The 22,102-nt window shown below is 27.7% G+C and carries 22 protein-coding genes; 3 read left to right on the top strand and 19 right to left on the bottom strand.

The annotated features are described in order from the left end of the window. Nucleotides 1-860: 860 nt before the first annotated feature. Together BMW96_RS00205 and BMW96_RS00200 are read right to left on the bottom strand one after the other, a co-directional pair. Nucleotides 861-1,178: a PTS sugar transporter subunit IIB gene (locus BMW96_RS00205; protein ID WP_092351268.1), complete on the bottom strand. Its 318-nt coding sequence runs from the start codon at nucleotides 1,176-1,178 to the stop codon at nucleotides 861-863. Nucleotides 1,179-1,263: 85 nt separating this feature from the next. Continuing rightward, on the bottom strand, nucleotides 1,264-1,578 hold the full coding sequence (locus BMW96_RS00200) for a PTS sugar transporter subunit IIB (RefSeq protein WP_092351266.1): 315 nt from the start codon (nucleotides 1,576-1,578) through the stop codon (nucleotides 1,264-1,266). Nucleotides 1,579-1,798: 220 nt separating this feature from the next. Between BMW96_RS00200 and BMW96_RS00195 the strand changes: the two genes are divergently transcribed. Next, nucleotides 1,799-2,350: a YfcE family phosphodiesterase gene (locus BMW96_RS00195; RefSeq protein WP_092351264.1), complete on the top strand. Its 552-nt coding sequence runs from the start codon at nucleotides 1,799-1,801 to the stop codon at nucleotides 2,348-2,350. Between the two features lie 9 nt (nucleotides 2,351-2,359). Here BMW96_RS00195 and BMW96_RS00190 read toward each other — a convergent pair whose 3' ends face one another. The 8 genes from BMW96_RS00190 to yqeH all read right to left on the bottom strand — a co-directional run bounded on the left by BMW96_RS00190 (nucleotide 2,360) and on the right by yqeH (nucleotide 9,387). After that, nucleotides 2,360-2,689 carry a helix-turn-helix domain-containing protein gene (locus BMW96_RS00190; protein ID WP_092351262.1) on the bottom strand — a complete coding sequence of 110 codons (330 nt, stop codon included), beginning with the start codon at nucleotides 2,687-2,689 and terminating at the stop codon, nucleotides 2,360-2,362. Between the two features lie 114 nt (nucleotides 2,690-2,803). After that, the gene (locus BMW96_RS00185) at nucleotides 2,804-5,137 is read right to left on the bottom strand and encodes a U32 family peptidase (RefSeq protein ID WP_092351260.1); all 2,334 of its coding nucleotides are present in this window, start codon (nucleotides 5,135-5,137) and stop codon (nucleotides 2,804-2,806) included. Between the two features lie 4 nt (nucleotides 5,138-5,141). Then, nucleotides 5,142-5,831: a 5'-methylthioadenosine/adenosylhomocysteine nucleosidase gene (locus BMW96_RS00180; protein WP_092351258.1), complete on the bottom strand. Its 690-nt coding sequence runs from the start codon at nucleotides 5,829-5,831 to the stop codon at nucleotides 5,142-5,144. Then, nucleotides 5,832-6,554 carry a class I SAM-dependent DNA methyltransferase gene (locus BMW96_RS00175; protein ID WP_092351256.1) on the bottom strand — a complete coding sequence of 241 codons (723 nt, stop codon included), beginning with the start codon at nucleotides 6,552-6,554 and terminating at the stop codon, nucleotides 5,832-5,834. After that, nucleotides 6,554-6,898 (bottom strand): ribosome silencing factor, encoded by a 345-nt coding sequence (gene rsfS / locus BMW96_RS00170; RefSeq protein WP_092351254.1) that lies wholly within the window; start codon nucleotides 6,896-6,898, stop codon nucleotides 6,554-6,556. The genes BMW96_RS00175 and rsfS overlap by 1 nt, the downstream gene beginning before the upstream one ends. Beyond that, complete coding sequence (locus tag BMW96_RS00165) at nucleotides 6,891-7,991, bottom strand: nicotinate-nucleotide adenylyltransferase (RefSeq protein ID WP_092351252.1); 1,101 nt, start codon at nucleotides 7,989-7,991, stop codon at nucleotides 6,891-6,893. The genes rsfS and BMW96_RS00165 overlap by 8 nt, the downstream gene beginning before the upstream one ends. Then, the gene (yhbY, locus tag BMW96_RS00160) at nucleotides 7,988-8,275 is read right to left on the bottom strand and encodes a ribosome assembly RNA-binding protein YhbY (protein ID WP_092351250.1); all 288 of its coding nucleotides are present in this window, start codon (nucleotides 8,273-8,275) and stop codon (nucleotides 7,988-7,990) included. The genes BMW96_RS00165 and yhbY overlap by 4 nt, the downstream gene beginning before the upstream one ends. 14 nt (nucleotides 8,276-8,289) lie before the next feature. After that, nucleotides 8,290-9,387 (bottom strand): ribosome biogenesis GTPase YqeH, encoded by a 1,098-nt coding sequence (gene yqeH, locus BMW96_RS00155; protein ID WP_092351248.1) that lies wholly within the window; start codon nucleotides 9,385-9,387, stop codon nucleotides 8,290-8,292. Between the two features lie 133 nt (nucleotides 9,388-9,520). Here yqeH and sigK point away from each other — a divergent pair, with 133 nt between their 5' ends. Beyond that, nucleotides 9,521-10,207 carry an RNA polymerase sporulation sigma factor SigK gene (sigK, locus tag BMW96_RS00150; RefSeq protein WP_092351246.1) on the top strand — a complete coding sequence of 229 codons (687 nt, stop codon included), beginning with the start codon at nucleotides 9,521-9,523 and terminating at the stop codon, nucleotides 10,205-10,207. Nucleotides 10,208-10,240: 33 nt separating this feature from the next. Here the strand turns inward: sigK and parC are convergent, their stop codons facing one another. Together parC and parE are read right to left on the bottom strand one after the other, a co-directional pair. Then, a complete protein-coding gene (gene parC / locus BMW96_RS00145) occupies nucleotides 10,241-12,856 on the bottom strand; it encodes a DNA topoisomerase IV subunit A (RefSeq protein WP_092351244.1) in 2,616 nt (871 codons plus the stop codon). Nucleotides 12,857-12,869: 13 nt separating this feature from the next. Continuing rightward, nucleotides 12,870-14,798 carry a DNA topoisomerase IV subunit B gene (gene parE, locus BMW96_RS00140; protein ID WP_092351242.1) on the bottom strand — a complete coding sequence of 643 codons (1,929 nt, stop codon included), beginning with the start codon at nucleotides 14,796-14,798 and terminating at the stop codon, nucleotides 12,870-12,872. 190 nt (nucleotides 14,799-14,988) lie between these two features. Here parE and plsY point away from each other — a divergent pair, with 190 nt between their 5' ends. After that, nucleotides 14,989-15,597 (top strand): glycerol-3-phosphate 1-O-acyltransferase PlsY, encoded by a 609-nt coding sequence (plsY, locus tag BMW96_RS00135; protein WP_092351240.1) that lies wholly within the window; start codon nucleotides 14,989-14,991, stop codon nucleotides 15,595-15,597. 54 nt (nucleotides 15,598-15,651) lie between these two features. Here the strand turns inward: plsY and BMW96_RS00130 are convergent, their stop codons facing one another. The 7 genes from BMW96_RS00130 to yfmF form a co-directional block, all read right to left on the bottom strand. Further along, nucleotides 15,652-16,272 (bottom strand): histidine phosphatase family protein, encoded by a 621-nt coding sequence (locus tag BMW96_RS00130; RefSeq protein WP_092351238.1) that lies wholly within the window; start codon nucleotides 16,270-16,272, stop codon nucleotides 15,652-15,654. A gap of 26 nt (nucleotides 16,273-16,298) precedes the next feature. Then, on the bottom strand, nucleotides 16,299-16,502 hold the full coding sequence (locus tag BMW96_RS00125; protein WP_092351236.1) for a YneF family protein: 204 nt from the start codon (nucleotides 16,500-16,502) through the stop codon (nucleotides 16,299-16,301). A 2-nt stretch (nucleotides 16,503-16,504) separates the two neighbouring features. Next, nucleotides 16,505-16,885: a sporulation inhibitor of replication protein SirA gene (locus BMW96_RS00120; RefSeq protein ID WP_092351234.1), complete on the bottom strand. Its 381-nt coding sequence runs from the start codon at nucleotides 16,883-16,885 to the stop codon at nucleotides 16,505-16,507. Nucleotides 16,886-16,977: 92 nt separating this feature from the next. Next, a complete protein-coding gene (gene tkt / locus BMW96_RS00115; protein ID WP_092351232.1) occupies nucleotides 16,978-18,954 on the bottom strand; it encodes a transketolase in 1,977 nt (658 codons plus the stop codon). Between the two features lie 88 nt (nucleotides 18,955-19,042). After that, complete coding sequence (locus BMW96_RS00110) at nucleotides 19,043-19,273, bottom strand: DUF896 domain-containing protein (protein WP_092351230.1); 231 nt, start codon at nucleotides 19,271-19,273, stop codon at nucleotides 19,043-19,045. 239 nt (nucleotides 19,274-19,512) lie between these two features. Further along, nucleotides 19,513-20,793 (bottom strand): EF-P 5-aminopentanol modification-associated protein YfmH, encoded by a 1,281-nt coding sequence (yfmH, locus tag BMW96_RS00100; protein WP_092351228.1) that lies wholly within the window; start codon nucleotides 20,791-20,793, stop codon nucleotides 19,513-19,515. Beyond that, the gene (gene yfmF, locus BMW96_RS00095; protein WP_092351226.1) at nucleotides 20,793-22,055 is read right to left on the bottom strand and encodes an EF-P 5-aminopentanol modification-associated protein YfmF; all 1,263 of its coding nucleotides are present in this window, start codon (nucleotides 22,053-22,055) and stop codon (nucleotides 20,793-20,795) included. Before yfmF ends, yfmH begins: the two co-directional genes overlap by 1 nt. Nucleotides 22,056-22,102 lie beyond the last annotated feature (47 nt).

Genomic DNA, 22,102 nt, shown 5'->3' with positions numbered 1-22,102 from the left:
AGTTTAACGATGTACTTTCTTAACATTCTAGATTCAGCAGTATCTCTGGAAAGAAGATATTTAAAGAAAAGATCATTATTAAATTTAACTAAATCATTTTGGTGATTAATTACTTCACTCATATAATTTTCCTCCTATTATTTTATACAAAATAATCAGGAGGATTACTTTTGAAATCAAATTTTTATAATCAAATATTACTGTTAATAGTCAAAAAATATTACAAACTTATTTACTAATAACATAACAAAACAAGATTAAGATAATTGAAACCAAAATAAAAGAGCATGGTGAATTCATCTCTATCAAGATTAATAATAATACATTCATATGTATCATCAGTTATTTTAAATCTTTCAACTTTGCAGTGAAATTCATACCATAGATTGGTCCTATGTAGTTTTCTCATCATATATCGTATTATCAATTGGTAATTCACTACCACCTATTGCCAGTAATCTATGACTATAACTCTTAAATAATTTATCCCTATGAGTTTTTTTATCGGAACTATTAAATAGTGTTAGCCTACACAGATACTGAAGCAGTAGGAGTTTTTAAAGAGAAATCATTGAGTTTGAGAAGTTCATCTTTTAAAGAACCTATTTCTATACAAATGACATTTTTCAAAGTCGTTTCGAGAGTAAGTATTCTGTTGCGTGTGAAATCAGCAGCAAGATTTTCACAAAAGAATGAGAGAACTTCAGCTATTTTCTTAATGCAGTAATTCAATACATTTTTAAAGAAACTCAAATAATTTTATCATAAAAAAAGAGAGGTACATTATTATGTACTCCTCAACTGTCATTAAATTCTTAACTTAATGATATTGCTGTCTTCGGTTTCAAATTAAGAATATACTATTTATTCATTAGTTTCTTAGCAAAATTATAAACAGCTTTACCATCCATCATTCCATAATCTTTCATTTCAATTACATCAAAAGGAATATTTTTACCAGTTTCTTTAATAGCTTTTTCAACTTCTGGTTTAGCATATCTAACTTGTGGTCCAAGTAATATACAGTCAACTGTACTAATAATTTTCTCACCTTCACTGAAAGGTAAAGCAAAGATTTCTACTTCTTCTCCTAATTCCTGTGCTGCCTTAATCATTTTTGTTACTAATAAACTAGTAGACATACCAGCTGCACATATTAACATAATTCTTGTTTTCATTCTATTTTTCTCCTTTATTAAATACGTATAAAAAGGGCATTATAAAAAACGCCCGCTTTCCCACTTTTAACTTAATCCAGCTTTATTAACCAATCATTTTCATTGCAGTATCAAATACAGCTTTACCATTCATTGTCCCATAATCTCTCATATCAATAACATCTACAGGAATAGCTCCTGCTTTACGTCCTGCAGCTAATTTTTCAATAGCAGCTTTTTGAAATCTAACTTGTGGTCCAAGTAATATACAATCAACTTCTTCCAATACCCTTGGAGCATCAGAGAAAGGTAAAGCGAAAATTTTACAATCAACACCAGCTTCTTTAGCAGCGCTTTCCATTTTTGTTACTAACAAGCTAGTAGACATACCAGCTGAACACACTAATAAAATAGTTTTCATATTATAATTCACTCCTTTTTTCTACTTATTATAATTCTACAACGAATATTGTAAGATGTAAACACTTTCTTAAATCTTTTTTTTCGTATCTAATTGATTTTAGATCATTTTTCCACTATAATTTATAACAATATAATTTACTAATTTAGATATTATTTTTTATAAAAAAGTAATATATTTAGCTAATATAGTAAAATTATTAACAAAGGAAGTGAAATATATGCAACTTTTGATTATAAGTGACACTCACCTACAAAATGATCTTTTAAAAAAAATAACCGATCACTATCCTAATATGGATTACTATATTCATTGTGGAGATTCATCATTAGAGAAAAATGATCCTCTTTTAAATAAATATCTTGTTGTTAAAGGAAATCATGATAAACCAGGTGTTTTTGATACAAATATAGTTTTTAAAGTTGAAAATTATAATTGCTTAATTACTCATGGTAATAATTTTAATATTTATCATGGAAATGAAGAATTAATATCATATATGAAAAAAAATAATCTTGATATTGCTTTTCATGGACATACTCATGTACCAGCATATAATATAGTTGATAATAAATTAATTATCAATCCTGGTAGTGTAATGATAAATCGAAATAGTTATGGGTTTGGAACATATGCAATTGTTAAAATTGTTAATAATTATGTTGATGTTAAATTTTATCATAGCATTACTTTTGAGGAATGTAGTAAAAAAGTTTTAGAAGAAGGCATACTGGTGTTAGAAGAATTTAAAAAAAATACTAAAATAAGGTGAAATTTCACCTTATTTTTCTCTTTCTTCATTACGTTTACGTTTATATTCAATAATAAACATTACTTCTTTTAAATCTTCATCAGGTAATTCCGTTAAAAGTCGAGCGATATTAGCAATATTATAATAATCATACTTTTTACCACTCATAATTTCTTCAACACTACGACCATACAAATTAGAAAAAATCCTAAGTTCTCCAACTGTTATATCTCTTTTTCCATTTTCAATGTCAGATATAGCAGAATGTGGTACCTTTAAATACTTAGCTACTTCTTTTTGTGTAAGGTGTTTGAAATTTCGATACGACTTTAATCTGGCTGCTAAATCTTTATCTATCATCTCCATACCTCCAATAAATAAATTTTAGCATTTCCCTTACTATTCTTCAATAAAATTTTGAATTTTTATAATTATTTTCGACAAAGCATAATAAAAATTTATAAAATTTGATAATTAATCATTATAATATCCGCTCGTATGCTTGATAAAAGCAGGTATTTGTCGATTTTCATCAGATAAGATATGTTTAAATTCTTCAAAAATAAATTTTACTGTTTTAGCATCTTCGTTTAAAAAAGATAGAAGAATGTAATCTACTTTTAAAGTATCAAGATTCTTAATATATATACAATGATTATTATAAATTAAATTATTACATAACTCATCAGTTTGAATTTCAAATTTTTCCCCTTTACGATCAACTAATTTATAATTTCCTTCTTTGCACTTATTACATCCTATTTTTTTTCTTTTGAAATAATGCTCACTAATTAAACAATGTTTTATATGCATATTAATAGTTTTACCATAAGCTATCATAGTAATGTTTTGTGAGATATTAGTTAAATTATTAATTTGCTTTTTACTCATTTCTAAAGATAGAATAGCATTATAATCTTTGAAGTGTTCTAAAGCATAACTATTATAAAGATTAAATGTTGCATCTAAAATACATTTTTTATCATTAAATATTTTTAAAGCACCATAATCACCAACTAAAATCTCATCTATTTCTTGATAACTATTACTATTCTTAAAGTTCATTAACTGTTTTTCATTATTTAAAAAATTAATAAAAGGAATGACTTTTTTTTGATGCTTTTTAGCTAATTGAATAGCTTCATCCAGATGTTTTGATAAAGGAAAATAATATCCTTTAATATCTTGATCAATTAAGGCATTTAATTGTATTAATGAATGCACACGAACATAAATACCTTTAATTGTTTTATTAGTAAGAATTCTGTTGTTTTCTACGATATTGATATTATGTTTTTTAGTAGATGTTAATAAAACAATTAATTTATCAATTGCCCGTCGTCGCATTTCATTAATTTCTTTGAGACTTAAAAAAGCATTTTCAGGAAATTCTATATTAATCTTTTCAGCAACAAAAATGGTATTTCCAAGTTTTGCTAACTGATTTTTAATACGTTCCTTTGATAAAGGGGCACTAGTGGCAGCTTCAATAACTTGATTTGATTTAATTTCAATTATAGTGTCTCGATAATATATTTTAAGTGTTGCATAATTATTTATATGACCACTAAAGTGCATTGTAATTGGATTTTTAATCTGCTCTTTTTGATAGCTTGTTTTTGCTTTTTCAATTAATTCAATATCAATTATTTTATAGACTGATTCTCCCTTTTTTACTGCTGTGTTTAATTCAATTTCAACAATACTATTTTTATTAGCCTGGTTTACTAATTTTTGATTTAAAAATAGTTTAGTAATTGTTCTTACAAAATCAGTACTTTTAAAACTGATTCGATCTCCTTGCTTAACTCTATTTAATAGTTTTATTTTGACTACTTTTCTTTTTTTGTCATAATCTACTACAGTTCCTAAATCAATTCCTCGATTACCAGGATATTCTTTAGCCATAAAATTATTATCATGTAACAAATATCCCTTAGTAAAACCACGATTAAACATTTGTTTCATTTCAATTATTCGATTATTAACATCATTTAACTCTTGTTTTTTTAAATAGACATCAATTGCTTCACGATATTGTTTAACAATAACTGCGACATATTCTGGACGTTTCATTCTTCCTTCTATTTTAAAAGAAGTAATTCCTGCTTCAATTAGGATACCAATATTATCTAGTGTACATAGATCTCTTGGTGATAACAAATAACTTGGAACACTATCAAGATTTTTTCCATCTTTCTCTAATTTATAAGCTAATCTACATGGCTGCCCACATGCTCCTTTATTACCGCTTCGTTTAGCAATCATACTAGACATTAAACATTGTCCAGAATATGACATACAAAGTGCCCCATGAACAAATACTTCAATATCTAAATCAGTATTATTACAAATATTTTTTATCTCTTCAATACTATTTTCACGTGCTAAAACAATTCTATCAACTCCAAGCCCTTCAAAATATTTTACAGCTGAAAGATTGTAAATGCTTGTTTGAGTTGACATATGTATTTCAAAATCAGGAAAATATTTTTTTACAAAATGCATTAAACCAATATCTTGAATAATTAAGGCATCAACATCTATTGCCGCTAAAAACAAAAGATAATCTTTTAAATTTTCGAATTGATTATCTTCATATAATGTATTAACTGTCACATATATTTTAACATTTCTTAAATGTGCATAAATAACAGCTTTTTTTAATTCCTCACGACTAAAATTAGTAGCAAAAGCTCGGGCACTAAATGCATTTCCACCTAAATAAATTGCATTAGCACCATTTTGAACAGCTGCAACCAAAGCCTCATAACTACCAGCTGGAGCTAATAATTCTATTTTTTTCATTTATCTAATCCTTAATTAGAGCCACACACATCTTAGCAGAAGCTTTTGCGGCTTTTTTTAAATATTCATCAAATTGAACTGCTGAATCACCTTTACCAAAAATATCACTTAATGAACGAGCAATAATAAATTTCGTTTTAAACTTATAACATGTTTGTCCAATAGCAGCAGCTTCCATTTCACAGCATTTAGCATCCTTAAAATTATTTTTTATATATTCAGCAGTTTTATTATCAGCAACAAATTTATCCCCAGAAACAATTAAACCGATTTCATAATTAAGATCTAATTTTTCTAAAAATATTTTAGCTTTATTTATTAAATCTTCATCAGCTTTAATTCGAGGTGGTAAACCAGGTACTTCTCCTAATATACGGTTAGGAAATGCAGTGATATCAAAATCATATTGACACACCTCATTAGAAATAACAATATCACCAACCTCCTGCTTTAAACAAAGCCCTCCAGCAGAACCAATATTTATGACCATATCAATTTGATAATTAGTTAACAATAAAGTAGTACATATAGCAGCATTGACTTTTCCAACTCCGCCTTGTAATAACACTACTTCTTTATTTTCAATCATTCCTTGATAAAAGATACAATCAAGAATATTTTTTGTATCTATAATATGCATATACTCTTTAATAGCGGCAACTTCTTCTTCCATTGCACCAATTATTCCAATCATTTATTTACTATCCCTTCTTTTATGGCAAATAAAAATAATTCTTTGTGATTCATCATGATATTTTTCAAATTCACCATAATATTCAATATCATTAAATCCAGCTTTTTTAAGCATTGTTAAATATTCTTCAATGCTATAAGTTTGTTGAAGATGAATCTCTTTTATGTGCTCATTATTTTCTTTGTCAATTATTTCTACAAAATGTTCTACTTTTCCTAAAGCAACTTTTTTAACTGACCATTTAAAATAAAAGTCTTCTGCATCTTCTTCTTCAAAATAACCATCAAGAATATAATCCATTTTATAAAGACTATCAACATCAAAAATAAAAGTGCCATTATATTTTAAAGATTCATAAACATTTTTAAAAGTTTGAAATACTTTTTTCTTACTTAAAACATAATTAATTGAATCACATAAACACAGAATTAAATCTACTGCTTTATCTGTTTTAAAATCAGTCATATCAACACGCCCAAGCATTAAATTAACATTTGCATCTAAAGCTTTTAATCGTGCTACTTCTAACATGTCTTTTGATAGATCAGTAGCATATATTTCTTTATTATCCTTAGCAAGACGAATGGCAATTTCTCCAGTACCACACCCAAGTTCTAAAATACTCTTGAAATCAGCATGTTCATTTATAAAATTGTAATAATCAAGATAAAACTGTTCGTCCATTAAACTATCATAATAATAAGCAAAATTTTCATATGACATTATTTTAAATACTCAGAAACATCAATTCTTGGCATATCAGACCATAGTTTCTCTAAATTATAGCTTTCTCTTTCATTTTCATCAAAGATATGGACAATTATATCTCCATAATCCATTAATAACCATTTACTATTACGACGTCCTTCTATTTTTTTAACTACAAAACCATTTTTATCCATGCTTTCTTCAACACTGTCTCTAAGAGCGCTCATTAAACGTTCACTAGTAGCTGAACATATTATAAATGTATCAAAAATCGGACTAGCCATCTGCATATCAATAGCTACAATATCCTTTGCTAATTTATCATCTAAAGCTTTTATAATAATTTCTAACTTATTCATTAATATCTCCTTCTACATATTTATTATAAATTTCAAAAAAACAATTATCTATTTCACGATTTTTTTTCATTGAAAAATCATAAAAATCTTTTAAACATAATTTAAATCCAGCTATAACATCCTTTTTACATAAAGCTATTTCTTTAGAAGAATCAAAATCACGACTTGGATCATATTTATCAGCTTCATATATACACATATCTAATTTTGACATATTAATTGAAGCAGTTGTATGATGTCTAATTGCTTGTAAAATTTCTGGATCATCAACTAAATATTCTGTTTTAGCTAAATATGCTGATAGCCATTGATGCCAAATTGCCTCAGGCTTATCAATATAATCAGGAAAATACTTCTTCATTAAAGATAAAGCTTGATCATGTGGCATTTCTTTAGCAATATCATGTAACATTCCAGCAACATATGCTTTTGTTTCATTTAATCCATTACTTTTAGCAATTTCCTTAGCTAATTTTGCCATACTTATAGTATGTAAATATCTTTTGTTTGACATTTTAGTTTTAACGATTGTTTCCAAATAAATTCCATTAATCACAATATATTTTAAAACTTCAGGTAATAAAGCATGAAGCTTTCCATTTCTTATATCACTACTTGCATCGTCACTTGCAATTAATTCTAATTTAATAAAATTATATTTATTTAAATTTTTGTTTGTTTGATAACCAATTCGTTCAAATACTACTAATGATACTAATTCACTTATTATCTTTGCATCTTTCCATTTATGAAATAGACTAGCCTGATCCATTCCCATAATAAAATAAAGCTGTTCTTTAGGGTAGATTGTTTTTAAATGATTAATTGTATCAATAGTATAATTTTTATCATTTCCATCTTGATCAATTTCATAACGACAAATTTCTACATTACGATATCGTTGTAATGCAATCTCCAACATCTGTAAACGTTGTTTTTTAGTAGCGCCAACTGAGTCCTTCCAAGGATTATTTGCCGTTGGAATAACTAATATTTTATCTAGTTGTAACTGTCTTAAGGCTTCTTCAATTACACGAATATGAGAGCGATGGATTGGATCAAAACTTCCTCCAAAAATCCCAATTTTTATCATGGCAATTTATATATTCCTTTTTCACTTGGACGATATAATAAAATCGTTCTTCCCAATATCTGAACAACATCAGCTTTTGTTTTCATACTAATTTCAATTGCAACCTCATTTTTTGATTCACTGCAAGATTCTAAAATCTTTATTTTAATTAATTCATGAGCTTCTAATGCATCATCAATTCCTTCAATTTGATTTTGATGAACACCATCTTTTCCAATTTGAAAAATAGCATTAAGATTATGTCCTAATCCTCTTAAATATCTTTTTTGTTTACCTGTTAACATCACTATATTCCTTTCTAAATTAACGCTTCTCTAATAAATACCCCAACACCTTTAGGTACATAAACCCTCACATTTCCATCAGGACAGTTTACACTGATAAATCCTAAACCAGAAATTACCAAATCAACTTTATAATCAGGTAGTTTAAAATTGTAAGTATTCATTTCGCTAATATTTTTAATTGTTTCTATCTCTGGCTTTAAAGTTAAGTGACGATTATAAAGATCATCACTTTTTTCTAGTTTAGTACGATGAATTTTCAATAATTTAGGAAAATAACATGTAAAAGAACAATGTTTTCCTTTTATAAAATCCATTCTTGCTAGACCTCCAAAATACAAAGTTTGTTTATCATTCAATTGATAATTAATAGGTCTTAGTTCATTCTTTGGTATAATTGTTTTTAAATCTTCAGTTTTAACTAAATGCGCCATCTGATGAGGATTAATTATACCAGGTGAATCATACAAATAACTTTGATTATCTAATGGTATTTCAATTAGATCTAGTGTTGTGCCAGGAAATTCACTAGTTGTAATTAAAGTATCATCACCAGTTCCATAATGTTTTAACAAGGCATTTATTAATGAAGACTTTCCAACATTTGTAACACCAACGATATAGACATTACGACCATGTCGATATTCATTGATTTTATTAATCAATAGATCTAAATTATAATTTTTTACTCCACTCGATAATAATACATCAATTGGTTTAATTCCAATTTCTTTTAATTGTCTTCGTAACCAATGAATTATTTTAATATCTTTTAAAGATTTTGGTAAAACATCACGTTTATTTCCTACTACTAAAATATCATTATTGTTTAAGTGACGTGGTAAACCACTTATCAAACTTCCATTAAAATCAAAAAGATCAATTAAATAAACAACTAAACAGTCATGATTTCCAATTTCTTGAAGAATATTTAAAAAATCATCACTTGTAAGATTGGTTTTTTGTAGTTCATGATAATTCTTTAAACGAAAACATCGCTTGCATAAAACCTTATCATTATTCAAAGCATTTTTAGGAACAAAACCAATCTTTTTTTCATCATCACTTTGAATTATGGCCCCACAGCCAAAACATCTTATTTCTTCACTCATATATTCTCCTTTTCAAACTATACCCATTGTACCCTATTTTGTATTACTTTTAAAGTAAATAAAATGAACAATTTATAAATATTTTGTCCTAAAATAAAAGATTTACAATATATATGTATCAGGGGTGAAATTCATGTTTTCAATATTGTTCTCATTATTAACCAATGGTTTTTTTCTATCATATATAAAATCAAAATCTTTTGAAATCCCTTTAACTGCAAAGGAAGAAGAAAAATATCTAGAATTGTTTTTTAATGGCGATAAAGAAGCACGAAATATTTTAATAGAAAGAAATCTACGTTTAGTTGCTCATATCGCTAAAAAATATGAAAATAGCAAAGATTTACAAGAAGATTTAATTTCGATTGGAACAATAGGTTTAATTAAAGCTGTAGATAGTTATAAACAGAATCATAAAACAAAACTAGCTACTTATGCATCAAGATGTATCGAAAATGAAATTTTAATGCATTTAAGAACAAATAAAAAAACAAATCTAGATGTTTCATTAAATGAAACAATTGGAATTGATAAAGATGGTAGTGAAATTGTACTTGGTGATATTATTGCAGATCAACAAGAAGAATTTATAGATATCGTTGATAAAAAGGATACTTTAGATAAATTTACTACTTATTTCAAAATTTTAGAGCCACGAGAAAAAGAAACTTTAATTATGCGTTATGGCTTAAATAACACAAAAAAATATACCCAAAAAGAAATTGCTAAAAAATTAAATATTTCTCGTTCCTATGTATCACGTCTTGAAAAAAGAGCCCTAATAAAGTTACTAAAAGAACATATGAAAGAAAAACCGTAAAATTATTTTTACGGTTTAAACTGTTAAGATATTTTAAAATTCTTCTTCTTTTAAAATATCTTCAAGACTAATTTTTTCATACTTAACAGGTTTGGTTTTTTTCATAGAAGAAGTAATCTTTTTAGATGGTTTACTTTCAACTATAGATTCATCAACTTCATCTAACAGTGTTTTTTCTTTAGGTTGTTCAAAAAAACTTGGCGAAATATCTTTTGCCACATGTAAATTATAAAGATCAGTTGAAATTGCTTCATTTAGATAAATATCTTCAATAAATTCACCATCAGTAAGTTTTGTAAAAGCTGTAGGTTTTTGGTCTAAAGAAGCATAATTGTAATCTGTAGCTTTAAATTCAAATGTCGATTGATCATTTAGAGTTATAACTATTTTTTGTTGATTATCAACAACTATAGCTTTTTTTGTATAGATAATTTTAGATTTAGGATTTTTATATAACAATGAACCTTTTGTAGCACGATTACATGGTATAATGTCTCCCACTTTAATTCGTTTGATTCCTGCATTTTCACTAACTATCATTAAAGAACAATTAGTCATTGGATCAAAAATATTTAAACTTACTAGTTCATCATTTCTAAGATTAATAGCTTTAACCCCTGAAGCCTTAACTCCTGTTATAGATATTTCTTGTTCTGAATACATTGCTCCATAACCAGCCTTAGTAGTTAAAATGATACCTTGATTATTATCAGTTAATTTGACTCCAATTACTTTATCATCATTTTTTAATCCCATACATTTTAGTGGTTTAGAGTAACGAGAAACTTCAAAATCTTTTAATAAAGTTCGTTTGATTTGACCATTTTTAGTAGCTAACATTACATATAAAGGAAGATTAAAATCTTTTACTAAAATACTGCCAATAATTTTTTCATTTGAACTGACTTTAACTAAATAACTAATATGTTTACCAGCATCTTTCCATTTAAACTCTTCAATTTTATGTACTGGTACAAATAAATAATTACCAGCATCAGTAAATAATAATAAATGATCTAATGTGTTAGCTTGATACATTGATATTAAATAATCATTCTCTTTTTTACCAAAAGGTGTTCCTTCACTTGCTTTTATAGAACGATTACTAATTCTTTTAATATAACCATCACGTGTAATAGAAATGTTAATATCTTCAGATAAGATCATGGCCTTTTCATCTATTTTAATTTCTTGAATTTCATCACGAATTTTTGATAATCTAGGCATTGGATATTTTTTCTTAATTGATTTTAGTTGATCAATGATTACTTTTCTTAAAACATCGTCACTTTCTAAAATGTTATTTAAATATGTAATCTTTTCATCTAATTCAGTATTTTCATTTTCTAATGTTACAATATCAGTATTGGTTAATCGATATAATTGTAACATAACAATTGCTTCAGCTTGTTTTTCACTAAAATCAAATTTAATAATTAAATTATTTTTTGCATCACTTTTATCTTTAGATTGACGAATAGTTTTTACAACATCATCTAAAATAGATATAGCTTTAATTAATCCTTCAACAATATGTTTACGATCTCTTGCTTTATTTAAATCATAAATCGAGCTTCTTGTAACTACATCTATTTGATGATCAATATAACCATCTAAGATATCAATGATTCCCATTAATACAGGTCGTTTATCTTTAATAGCAACCATATTATAATTATAATTTTTTTGTAAATCGGTATTTTTATATAAATAGTTTAATGTATTTTGCACAGAAATATCTTTTTTTAAATCAACTACGATTCTAAGTCCATTACGATCAGATTCATCACGAACCTCTATTATTCCATCAATGCTTCGATTAAAACGAATTTCATCAATTTTTCTAACTAATTCAGCCTTATTTACTTCATACGGAATTTCAGTAACAATGATCTTGTTCATTGCTTTTTCTTCTAAAATCTCAGTTTTACTTCGAACAATTACTTTTCCTCGTCCTGTTTTAAAGGCATTTAATATTCCTTGTTTTCCTTCAACTATTGCACCTGTTGGAAAATCAGGACCTTTTATAAATTCCATAATTTTTTCTAGTGTACAGTTAGAATGTTTGATTCGATATATAGTTGCCTCAATTACTTCTTCTAAATTATGAGGTGGAATATCTGTTGCATATCCTGCTGAAATACCAGTTGCTCCATTAATCAACAAATTTGGATAAGCAGCTGGTAAAACCGTTGGTTCATATTCAGTATCATCAAAGTTCAGTGACATTAAAACAGTTTCTTTATCTAAATCTTTTAATAATTCAACTGCGATTGCTGAAAGACGGGCTTCTGTATAACGCATTGCTGCAGCTGGATCATTATCAATAGAACCATTATTACCTTGCATATCAACTAATGGAGCACGCATTTTCCAATCTTGTGATAAACGCACCATAGCATCATAAACAGAGGTATCTCCATGAGGATGGTAATTACCAATTACATTACCAACTGTTTTAGCTGATTTACGATATGGTTTAGTATACAAATTACCTTCTTTATACATCGAGTAAAGAATTCTTCGCTGTACAGGTTTTAAACCATCACGAACATCTGGCAAAGCTCGGTCTTGAATAATATATTTAGAATATTTAGCAAAACGATCGCCCATGATGGTTTCTAATGACATAATTATTTTTTTATCCACGCTTTATTTCTCCTTAATCAATTGCAAAATTATCTTCTAAAGTGAATTGAACATTTTGCTCAATCCATTCTCGTCGCGGTTCAACTTTGTCTCCCATCAATACAGAAACTCGTCTTTCAACAATTGCTGCATCATCTATAGATACTTGAATTAAAGTTCGAGTTTCGGGATTCATAGTAGTCTCCCAAAGCTGATTAGCATTCATTTCTCCTAGTCCTTTATAACGCTGAATATTATATCCCCGACCTATTTTCTTTTTTGCTTCTTCTAACTCGTCGTCTTCCCAGGCATAGATAGCATCTTCTTTTTTACCATTTTTCTTAGAGATTTTATATAAAGGTGGTAAAGCAATATAGACTTTTCCAGCAATAATTAGTTCTCTCATATAACGATAGAAAAAAGTTAATAAAAGTATTTGTATATGAGCCCCATCAGTATCAGCATCTGTCATAATGATAACTTTACTATAATTGCTATCTTTTTCATTAAAATCAGCTCCAACCCCAGCTCCAATTGTATTAATGATAGTTGCAATTTCTTCATTTTTTAAAATGTCACTCATCGCTGCTTTTTCAGTATTAACAACTTTACCTCGTAAAGGTAAAATTGCCTGATATTTACGATCACGTCCTTGTTTTGCACTTCCACCAGCCGAATCCCCTTCGACTAAGTAAAGCTCTTTACGCTTTTTATCCTTTGATTGAGCAGGAGCTAATTTACCACTTAAAATACGTTCTTGTTTAGAACCTTTACCTTTTCTTGCAGCTTCACGAGCTTTTCTAGCCGCATCACGAACTTGAGCAGCTTTAATCATCTTTTTAACTAAAGTATCGGCAGTTTCTTTATTTTCTTCAAGATAAAAAGATAATTTTTCATATACAACATTATCAACTACATTACGGGCTTCAGGAGTACCTAATTTAGATTTAGTTTGTCCTTCAAATTGCAGAAAATGTTCAGGTACTTTTATTGATATAATAGCTGAAAGCCCCTCACGAACATCATTTCCTTCTAAATTTTTATCTTTTTCCTTTAATAATCCATATTTACGTGCATATTCATTAAAAGTTCTTGTTAATGCAACTCTAAACCCAGTTTCATGTGTTCCACCGTCACCTGTTCTAACTAAATTAACAAAAGATAATGTATTCTCTTGATAACCAGCTGTAAATTGCATTGCCACATCTACTTCGATTCCATTATTAGTACCTTCAATATTAATAATTGGATTTAATATTTCTTTTTCATAATTTAAATATTCAACAAAAGCAGTTAAACCATTATCATATTGATAAGATACTTCTTTATTATTTCGTTCATCCTTTAAATCAATTTTAATCCCCTTTAATAAAAAAGCACTTTCCATTAATCTTTCACTAATTGTAGAAAAATTATATTCATGAACTGAAAAAATATTAGTATCAGGTAAAAAATGAATTGTTGTTCCTGTCTTATTTGTTTTACCAATTACTTTAAGTTTACCAATTTTGCTTCCACCATTTTCAAATCTTTGTGACCATATCTTACCTTCACGATAAATTGTTACCTCTAACCATGAAGATAAAGCATTGACAACAGATGCTCCTACACCATGAAGACCACCTGATGTTTTATAACCACCATCTTCATTAAATTTCCCTCCAGCATGCAGGATTGTTAAAATAACTTCTGTAGCAGGTCTTCCTGAAGCATGCATTCCTGTTGGCATTCCACGTCCATGATCACTAACTTCAATACTATTATCTTTACAGATTACTACCTGGATATTATCACCGAATCCTGAAAGAGCTTCATCAATTGCATTATCAACAATTTCCCATACTAAATGATGTAATCCCCTAGCATCAGTTGAACCAATATACATTCCAGGTCTTTTTCTAACTGCTTCAAGCCCTTCTAGAATTTGGATATTTGATTCATTATAATTACTTTTAGCTGCCATATAATAAATTGCCTCCTTTAATCACTTTTGTCATTATAACTAAATTGTTGCTTTTTTTCAAAGGTTATTGTATTTTTAACAGTTTATTAAAAAATAATCATTTATAATTCTATCATATTAATCTTTCATTAACACAAGAAAGGGATAAAAAGATTGCTTTTTTGGTCTAATAATATATAATAAGTGTCAGGTGATAATTATGATTTCAATATTTTTAATAATTCTTGCATATCTTTATGGATCAATTCCTTTTGCATTAGTAATTGGAAGACTTTTTTATAAAACAGATGTTAGAAACTACGGATCAGGGAATTTAGGAGGAACTAATACTGGAAGAGTTTTAGGAAAAAAAGCGGGTGTTTTAGTTATTATTCTTGATGCTTCAAAGGCATTGCTAGTAATGTTTTTAACTAGATATTTTTGTTCTTTATTATCATTAAATGAAGATACACCTTACATATGTGCCTTATTCTGTGTTATTGGTCACTGTTATCCAGTTTTTGCTAACTTCAAAGGTGGAAAGGCTGTTTCTACTGCTATTGGTTATTTTATAGCAGTGAACCCTTTAGGTGCTATACTTGCTTTAGTAGTTTTCTTTATAGTATTGAAGATTAGTAAATATGTATCACTATCATCAGTATTAGCTTCTTTATCTGTTTTAGTAGCCACTCCATTTTTAGATATATCATTAATTGGTAAATTAGCTACAGCAGGAATAATCTTATTACTAGTTTACCGCCATTGCGAGAATTTAAAGCGAGTTAAACAAGGAACTGAAAGTAAAATAAGCTGGATGTAAATAAAATAGTCATATCAATTTGATATGACTATTTTATTTACAATAATTTTTCAATTATTTATAGCTAATAATTTCTTTGGTTGCTAAATGAGAATCATCTCCAATATATTTAATAGTAAACTTTTCTCCATCATATTCAACTTCACTTAAAGAACAGCCACGAACAACATGTTGATTGATTTTAATTAGATCACATGTTTTATATCCTAACATCAAGCCATGTAAAATAATAAATAACATTCCATGTATAGTAATAAAAATAGTTTTATCACTATATTTTTTATATATTTCATCAATAAAATCTAACAATCTTTTTTGAACCTCTTTATATGATTCCCCGCCAGGTAATCTTGTATCATCATCAGGATGGTTCCATAAATCATCATACTGTTTATCATTTAATAATTCTGCTATATTTTTACCTTCATATATACCAAAATTCATTTCTTTTAAACGATCATCTAAGATAACATGATCAAATAATATTTCACTTGTTTGTTTAGCACGATTAATTGGGCTACTATAACAATAATCGATTGATATATCTTTAATTCTCTTTTTTAGTAATAAAGCATCATTGATTCCTTCTTTTGTTAATGGCGAATCTTTCCATCCTTGAAGTTTCTTTTCTTGATTCCACAATGTTTTTGAATGTCTAGTAATAAATATTTTCATAAAGTAAAAATAAGGGTCTCTTCCCCTTATTTGTATTGTGACATGACTGATGCCATAATTTTTCTAATTTGCGTTTCACTAGGTTTACGACCCATTTCCATATACATTGCACGAATCATTTTTTCATTAATTGGTGGATTTTTTCGTAATTGTTTTTTAAACATATAACGAGCTCCAAAGAAACCGATAATTGCCCCAATAATTACACCTATAATTATATTTAAGACCATAGTTATACCTCCAAATTTTTTACTTGCTCACTCATTATAACATAACTTTTGGAAATTTGATACAAAATATCTAAGAATATATTGGATTTTTTGGTTGCTTCAATAATTATATAATAATCAAAAACAGTACATGTGATTTTTTCTTTTGTTAATTGATTTTTTATAATATGAGTATTTCTTTCTCGCAAATAATCATAGCGTTCATTTAGTTTGTATTCAATAAAGTCACTAACACCATCATTATTATTAAAAAGACATTCCATTTGTTTAGTAAAAAAGATATTTTTAGGTTCTAATTCAATAATTTTTTCTTTAATTTCTGGATATTGATTTAATAAATCTTTAACATTTGGATTTATTTTATATATTTTATATGTATTCATTTTTATCACCCCTATCATTTTATCAAGATTAAATGATAGAAATTGTCATATTATGTTTAAAAATAAATAAAAAGTGATGAAAAATCATCACTTTATAAAATTTCTTTAATATTTTTTACAACATTATTAACTGTAAAACCATAATTTTCAATTACAACATCAGCTGGGGCACTTGCTCCAAATGTATTTACTGACATTGTTTTACCATCTAAACCAACATATTTATGCCAACCAAAATCACTAGCCATTTCAATTGCTAAACGTGCTCTAGTATTTTTAGGAAGAATCATTTCTTTATATGAATCATCTTGTTTTTCAAATAATTCCATTGATGGCATAGAAACTACACGAACATCAATATTTTCATTTAACAAAATTGTTTTAGCTTCCATTGCTAAACTAACTTCACTACCTGAAGCAATAATAATTGCATCAAGTTTATTAACTTCTTTACCAACAATGTAAGCGCCTTTACTCACACCATCACATGAAGTTTGTTCCATAGTTGCGACATTTTGTCTTGTTAAAATAATTGCAGTTGGATTCTTGCTTGATTCCATTGCAATCTTCCAAGATGCAGCAGTTTCAATAGCATCAGCTGGTCTTAAAACTTGAACATTTGGAATTGAGCGAAGCATTACTAATTGTTCAACTGGCTGATGGGTTGGTCCATCTTCACCTACTGCAATCGAATCATGTGAAAGTGGAATAATAATTGGTAATTCCATTAATCCAGCCATTCTTAGAGCTGCTTTAAAATAATCAGAGAATACTAAGAATCCTCCTGCTGATACTTTTATACCAGTATGTAAAGTTATACCATTCATCATGGCAACCATTGCAAATTCACGAATTCCAAAAACCAAATTACGGCCATCATAATTTTCAACACTAAATGAATTTTCACCAATAATCTCCGTTTTTGTTGAACAAGCCAAATCTGCTGTCCCTGACATAAAAGTAGGATTTTGCTTAGCAGCTTCTTGAATCAGCTCAAGAGAAGTATTTCTAGTAGCGTCATTAAATCCAGGTACGTATTTTTTAGTGATTTCTTCAATATCTAAAGAATATTCACCATTAATAGCTCTTTGCAGTTCTTTAGCTAATTCAGGATATGCTTTTTCATATTCTTTTAATAAACGACTCCATTTATTAAAACGATTTTTTCCTCTTTTAATACATGTATTAGCAAAATCATCATAGACTTCTTCTGGCACATAAAATTCTTCATGATCGAAGCCATAAGATAATTTAGCATTTTTTCCATCTTCTTTACCTAATGGATTACCATGGACTTTATTTGTACCCTGATTACTTGAACCATAACCAATTACAGTATTAACAATAATTAAAGTAGGTTTATACAATTCTTTTTTTCCTTTACGAATAGCTTTTTGAATTTCGTTAATATCATTACCATCTTTAACATTGATTACTTGCCATCCAATTGCTTCATAGCGTTTTTTTACATCTTCACTAAATGACATTGATAAAGGCCCATCAAGAGTAATTTGATTAGCATCGTATAAAACAATTAACTTTCCAAGTGAAAGATGTCCAGCTAATGATGCAGCTTCATAAGTTACCCCTTCTTGCATATCTCCATCACCACATAAAGCAAATGTATAGTGATCTACTATTTCATAACCTTCACGATTATATTTAGCAGCTAAAAATTTTTCTGCTAATGCCATCCCTGCAGCCATAGGAATTCCTTGGCCAAGAGGTCCAGATGAAGCATCTACTCCATCAGTAATATTGCACTCTGGATGACCTGGAGTTATTGAATTCCACTGTCTAAAGTTTTTTAGATCATCCATTGAAATTTGATAACCTGATAAATGCAGCGTTGTATATAACAAAGCTGAAGCATGTCCAGAAGCCAAAACAAAACGATCTCGATTAAACCATTTTGACTGCTTATGGTAAAAATTCATTTCCTTAGTAAATAGTGTATATACAGCAGGTGCTGAACCTAAAACCATACCTGGATGTCCAGAATTGGCTTTATTAATAGTATCGATACCTAATGCACGTATAGCTGCGATTGATAAAGTCGATGTTTCCATTTATTTCTAATTCTCCTTTTGCACATAAAAAACTTATTCTTATTATACACAAAAATGTCTAAATTTGAATAAGTTTCTATAAATATCTTTAATTTTTTGATTTTTCATCTTTTAATTTTTGAGGAGTTATATCATTTCCCTTAGTATCAACTACTTTAATTCCCATCAATTGTTGTTTAAAACCACTTCTAAATGCTTTTAAATATTCTTGACGTAACTTTTCTTGTTCTTTTAATTCTAAAGATGTAATTGTACCCTCTTTTTTCTTTTTTGCTAATTCATTGATTCTTGCAATCAATTTAGGATCTATACCACTCATTTTATTCTTCTCCTTATATGAAAAAAGGTAGAGAGCTTTAGATATTTCCCTGTTAATTACAGGTGGGTACCTTTAAATTCACTTTAGGATCCCTATTCTATGATAGGTTTTCAACACCGTGATTTAAATCAGGTTCCCTTATCTATGATGTGGAAATTTATTTACTCTCTAACCAAAATTATTATAACACAAGCATAGCAAGTGTCAACAATTATTCATGCTTGTTATTTGACATAATTTCACTTTTTCTTAACTATACATGTACTTGTATATTCTAAATCAAAATATTTAAACATCTCATAAATATCATCAAGAGTAATCTTGGCAATTTCATCTACTAAATTCAATGCATTAGTACCTTCAAAATAATAACGACTAAATAAATTAGCAATACTCTCTGGACCATTAAATAAATTAATAAATAAACCTATATTTTTCTTTTTAATTCGTTCAAAATCATCTTTAGAAATTTCTATATCTTTAAAATTTTCAATCAAATTAAATAAATGATCTTTTAGAATTTGATAATCATCACAATCACAGCCAATTTGGATAAAAGCATAATCACGTTCTTGAGTAAAGTTAGCACTAAAAGAATCATTAATTATTCCTTTGTTAAGCCATTCATTGTATAATTTAGCGCTTTTTGAAAATAATAAATCAAATAATAAATTAATTGCTAATTCACGTCTTATTTTTTGTTTAGGATCATTTAAAATTTCATTTATTTTAATTGAAACAATGATCTTATTCATCTCTACATCCATTGTCAATATTTCTTCTTTTGTCTTGATATTACAAGGCTCAATATTTTTTTGACAAACAATTTCTTTAGCTGCTTCAAAGTCTTTTTTAGCCTGGTTTTCCTTAATAACAGAAATTGCTTTATCAGCTTCAATATTTCCAACTACAAAAAGCATCATATTACTAGGATGATAGAAAGTATTATAACAGAGTTCTAACATTTCTTTAGTAGTATTGTTTACTGTTTCTACAGTTCCAGCAATATCTACAGCTACAGGATGATTACAGTATAAATTTTGAATTGAACCAAAATAAACACGCCAATCAGGATCATCATCATACATTTTAATTTCTTGACCAATAATACCTTTTTCTTTTTCAACACTATCAGGTGTGATTTCTAATTTTTGAACAAAGTCTAACAATAATTCAATACATGGATATTCATTTGTAGTAGTGCTAAATAAATAAGCAGTACGACTTGATGAAGTGAAAGCATTTGTACTTGCACCAAGTTTAGCAAACTCATCTGAAGCATCACTACCATTCATATCAAACATTTTATGTTCAAGAAAATGAGCGATTCCATCTTCGACCTTGATCATCTCATCTTGATTAATTGGGACAAAGGTTGTATCAATAGCACCAAATTTTGTTGTAAATAAACCATAAGTTTTTTCAAAATCAGGTTTTGGAAGTAAGAATACTTCTAAACCATTATCCATTGTTTCATGATACAAAGTTTCTTTTAGTGTTTTAAAATATAATTTTTCCATTATTTATCACTCCCTGTAAGCAAGAAGATAGTATCTAAATGCACCTTTTTACTTGCTGCAATTATTTCTTCCCTAGTAACCTTTAATATCTTGTCAAGATATTCTTCATTTGATTCTTGTTTGCCTGTTAAATCACGATTATAAGCTAATGTAATTAAACTCATTGGCTCATCTTTAGTTTTAGTAAGTGAACTTTTCAACATTAATTTAGCTAAATTTATTTCATCATCACTAAAATCACCATTTTGAATATTCTTTAATTCCTCATCAATTAACTGTTTTGCTTTTTGATAATCACTACCTTCAATTCCAGCATTAACTGTCATGATACCACTAAATGCACCATAACTAGATGATATATAATAACAAAGACTGTGCTTTTCTCTAACGACTTTAAATAATCTAGATTGTGAAAAACCACCAAAAATTGCATTAAAAACAGTCATTGCATAAGTTGTCTCATCCAAAAAATTACAATCTACTACGTATCCTAAGTTTAATTTAGATTGAGTTATATCTTGTCTTTCAATTATCTCAAGCACTTTAGTTTTAGTAGAATTAAAATTAGTTACAACTGGAATTAATGATGGATTTGTTGAAAAACTTAAATTTTCTTTAAATACATCAACAATACTTTCATCCACATCACCAACAACATATAAATTTTTCACATCTTCTTTAATTGATTGTAATAAATATTGATATAATTCTTCATTAGTAATTTTATCTAATTCCTCAATATATCCATTATTACTAATTGATAAAAATCCCCCCTCACCCATGTTTTTAAATAATTGATTTAAACCATACATAAATTTATCATCATTTTGAACAATTAATCGTTCTCTTAATTCCTTTTTCTTTATATTAAAAGTTTGTTCATCAAATTTACCATTTTGAACATTAGGATGATAAAGAACATCACTAAATAATTTAATTTGCTGTTTTAATAGATCCTCTTGATATGGCAAAAAAGCTTCATTAATACATACACTTGAAATATTTAATACTTGTCCTAATCCCTTTGTTGCTAAATTAGTTCCAAAGTTCATTCCATATAAATCTTCTAAATGACTAGATAAAGCTTGTGTAGAAGGATATTTTTCAGTCCCCCCTGTTAGCATAAATGCTAATAATGACCTTTTAGTTACATTTTCCTTAGTTAATATATTCTCTAATTTTAATGACATTGTTATATTTTTGAACTTCTTACTTGGAATTACATGTAATGTATATCCTGATAACTGATAACTTTTTTTCATATGACACTCCTTTTATAAATCTAATGTATATATTATACACTAAAAAA

The organism is Thomasclavelia cocleata (assembly GCF_900102365.1).
Classification (GTDB): domain Bacteria; phylum Bacillota_I; class Bacilli_A; order Erysipelotrichales; family Coprobacillaceae; genus Thomasclavelia; species Thomasclavelia cocleata.
Note: the sequence above shows the minus strand (reverse complement) of the source record. Positions and strands in the feature narration are given on the sequence as shown.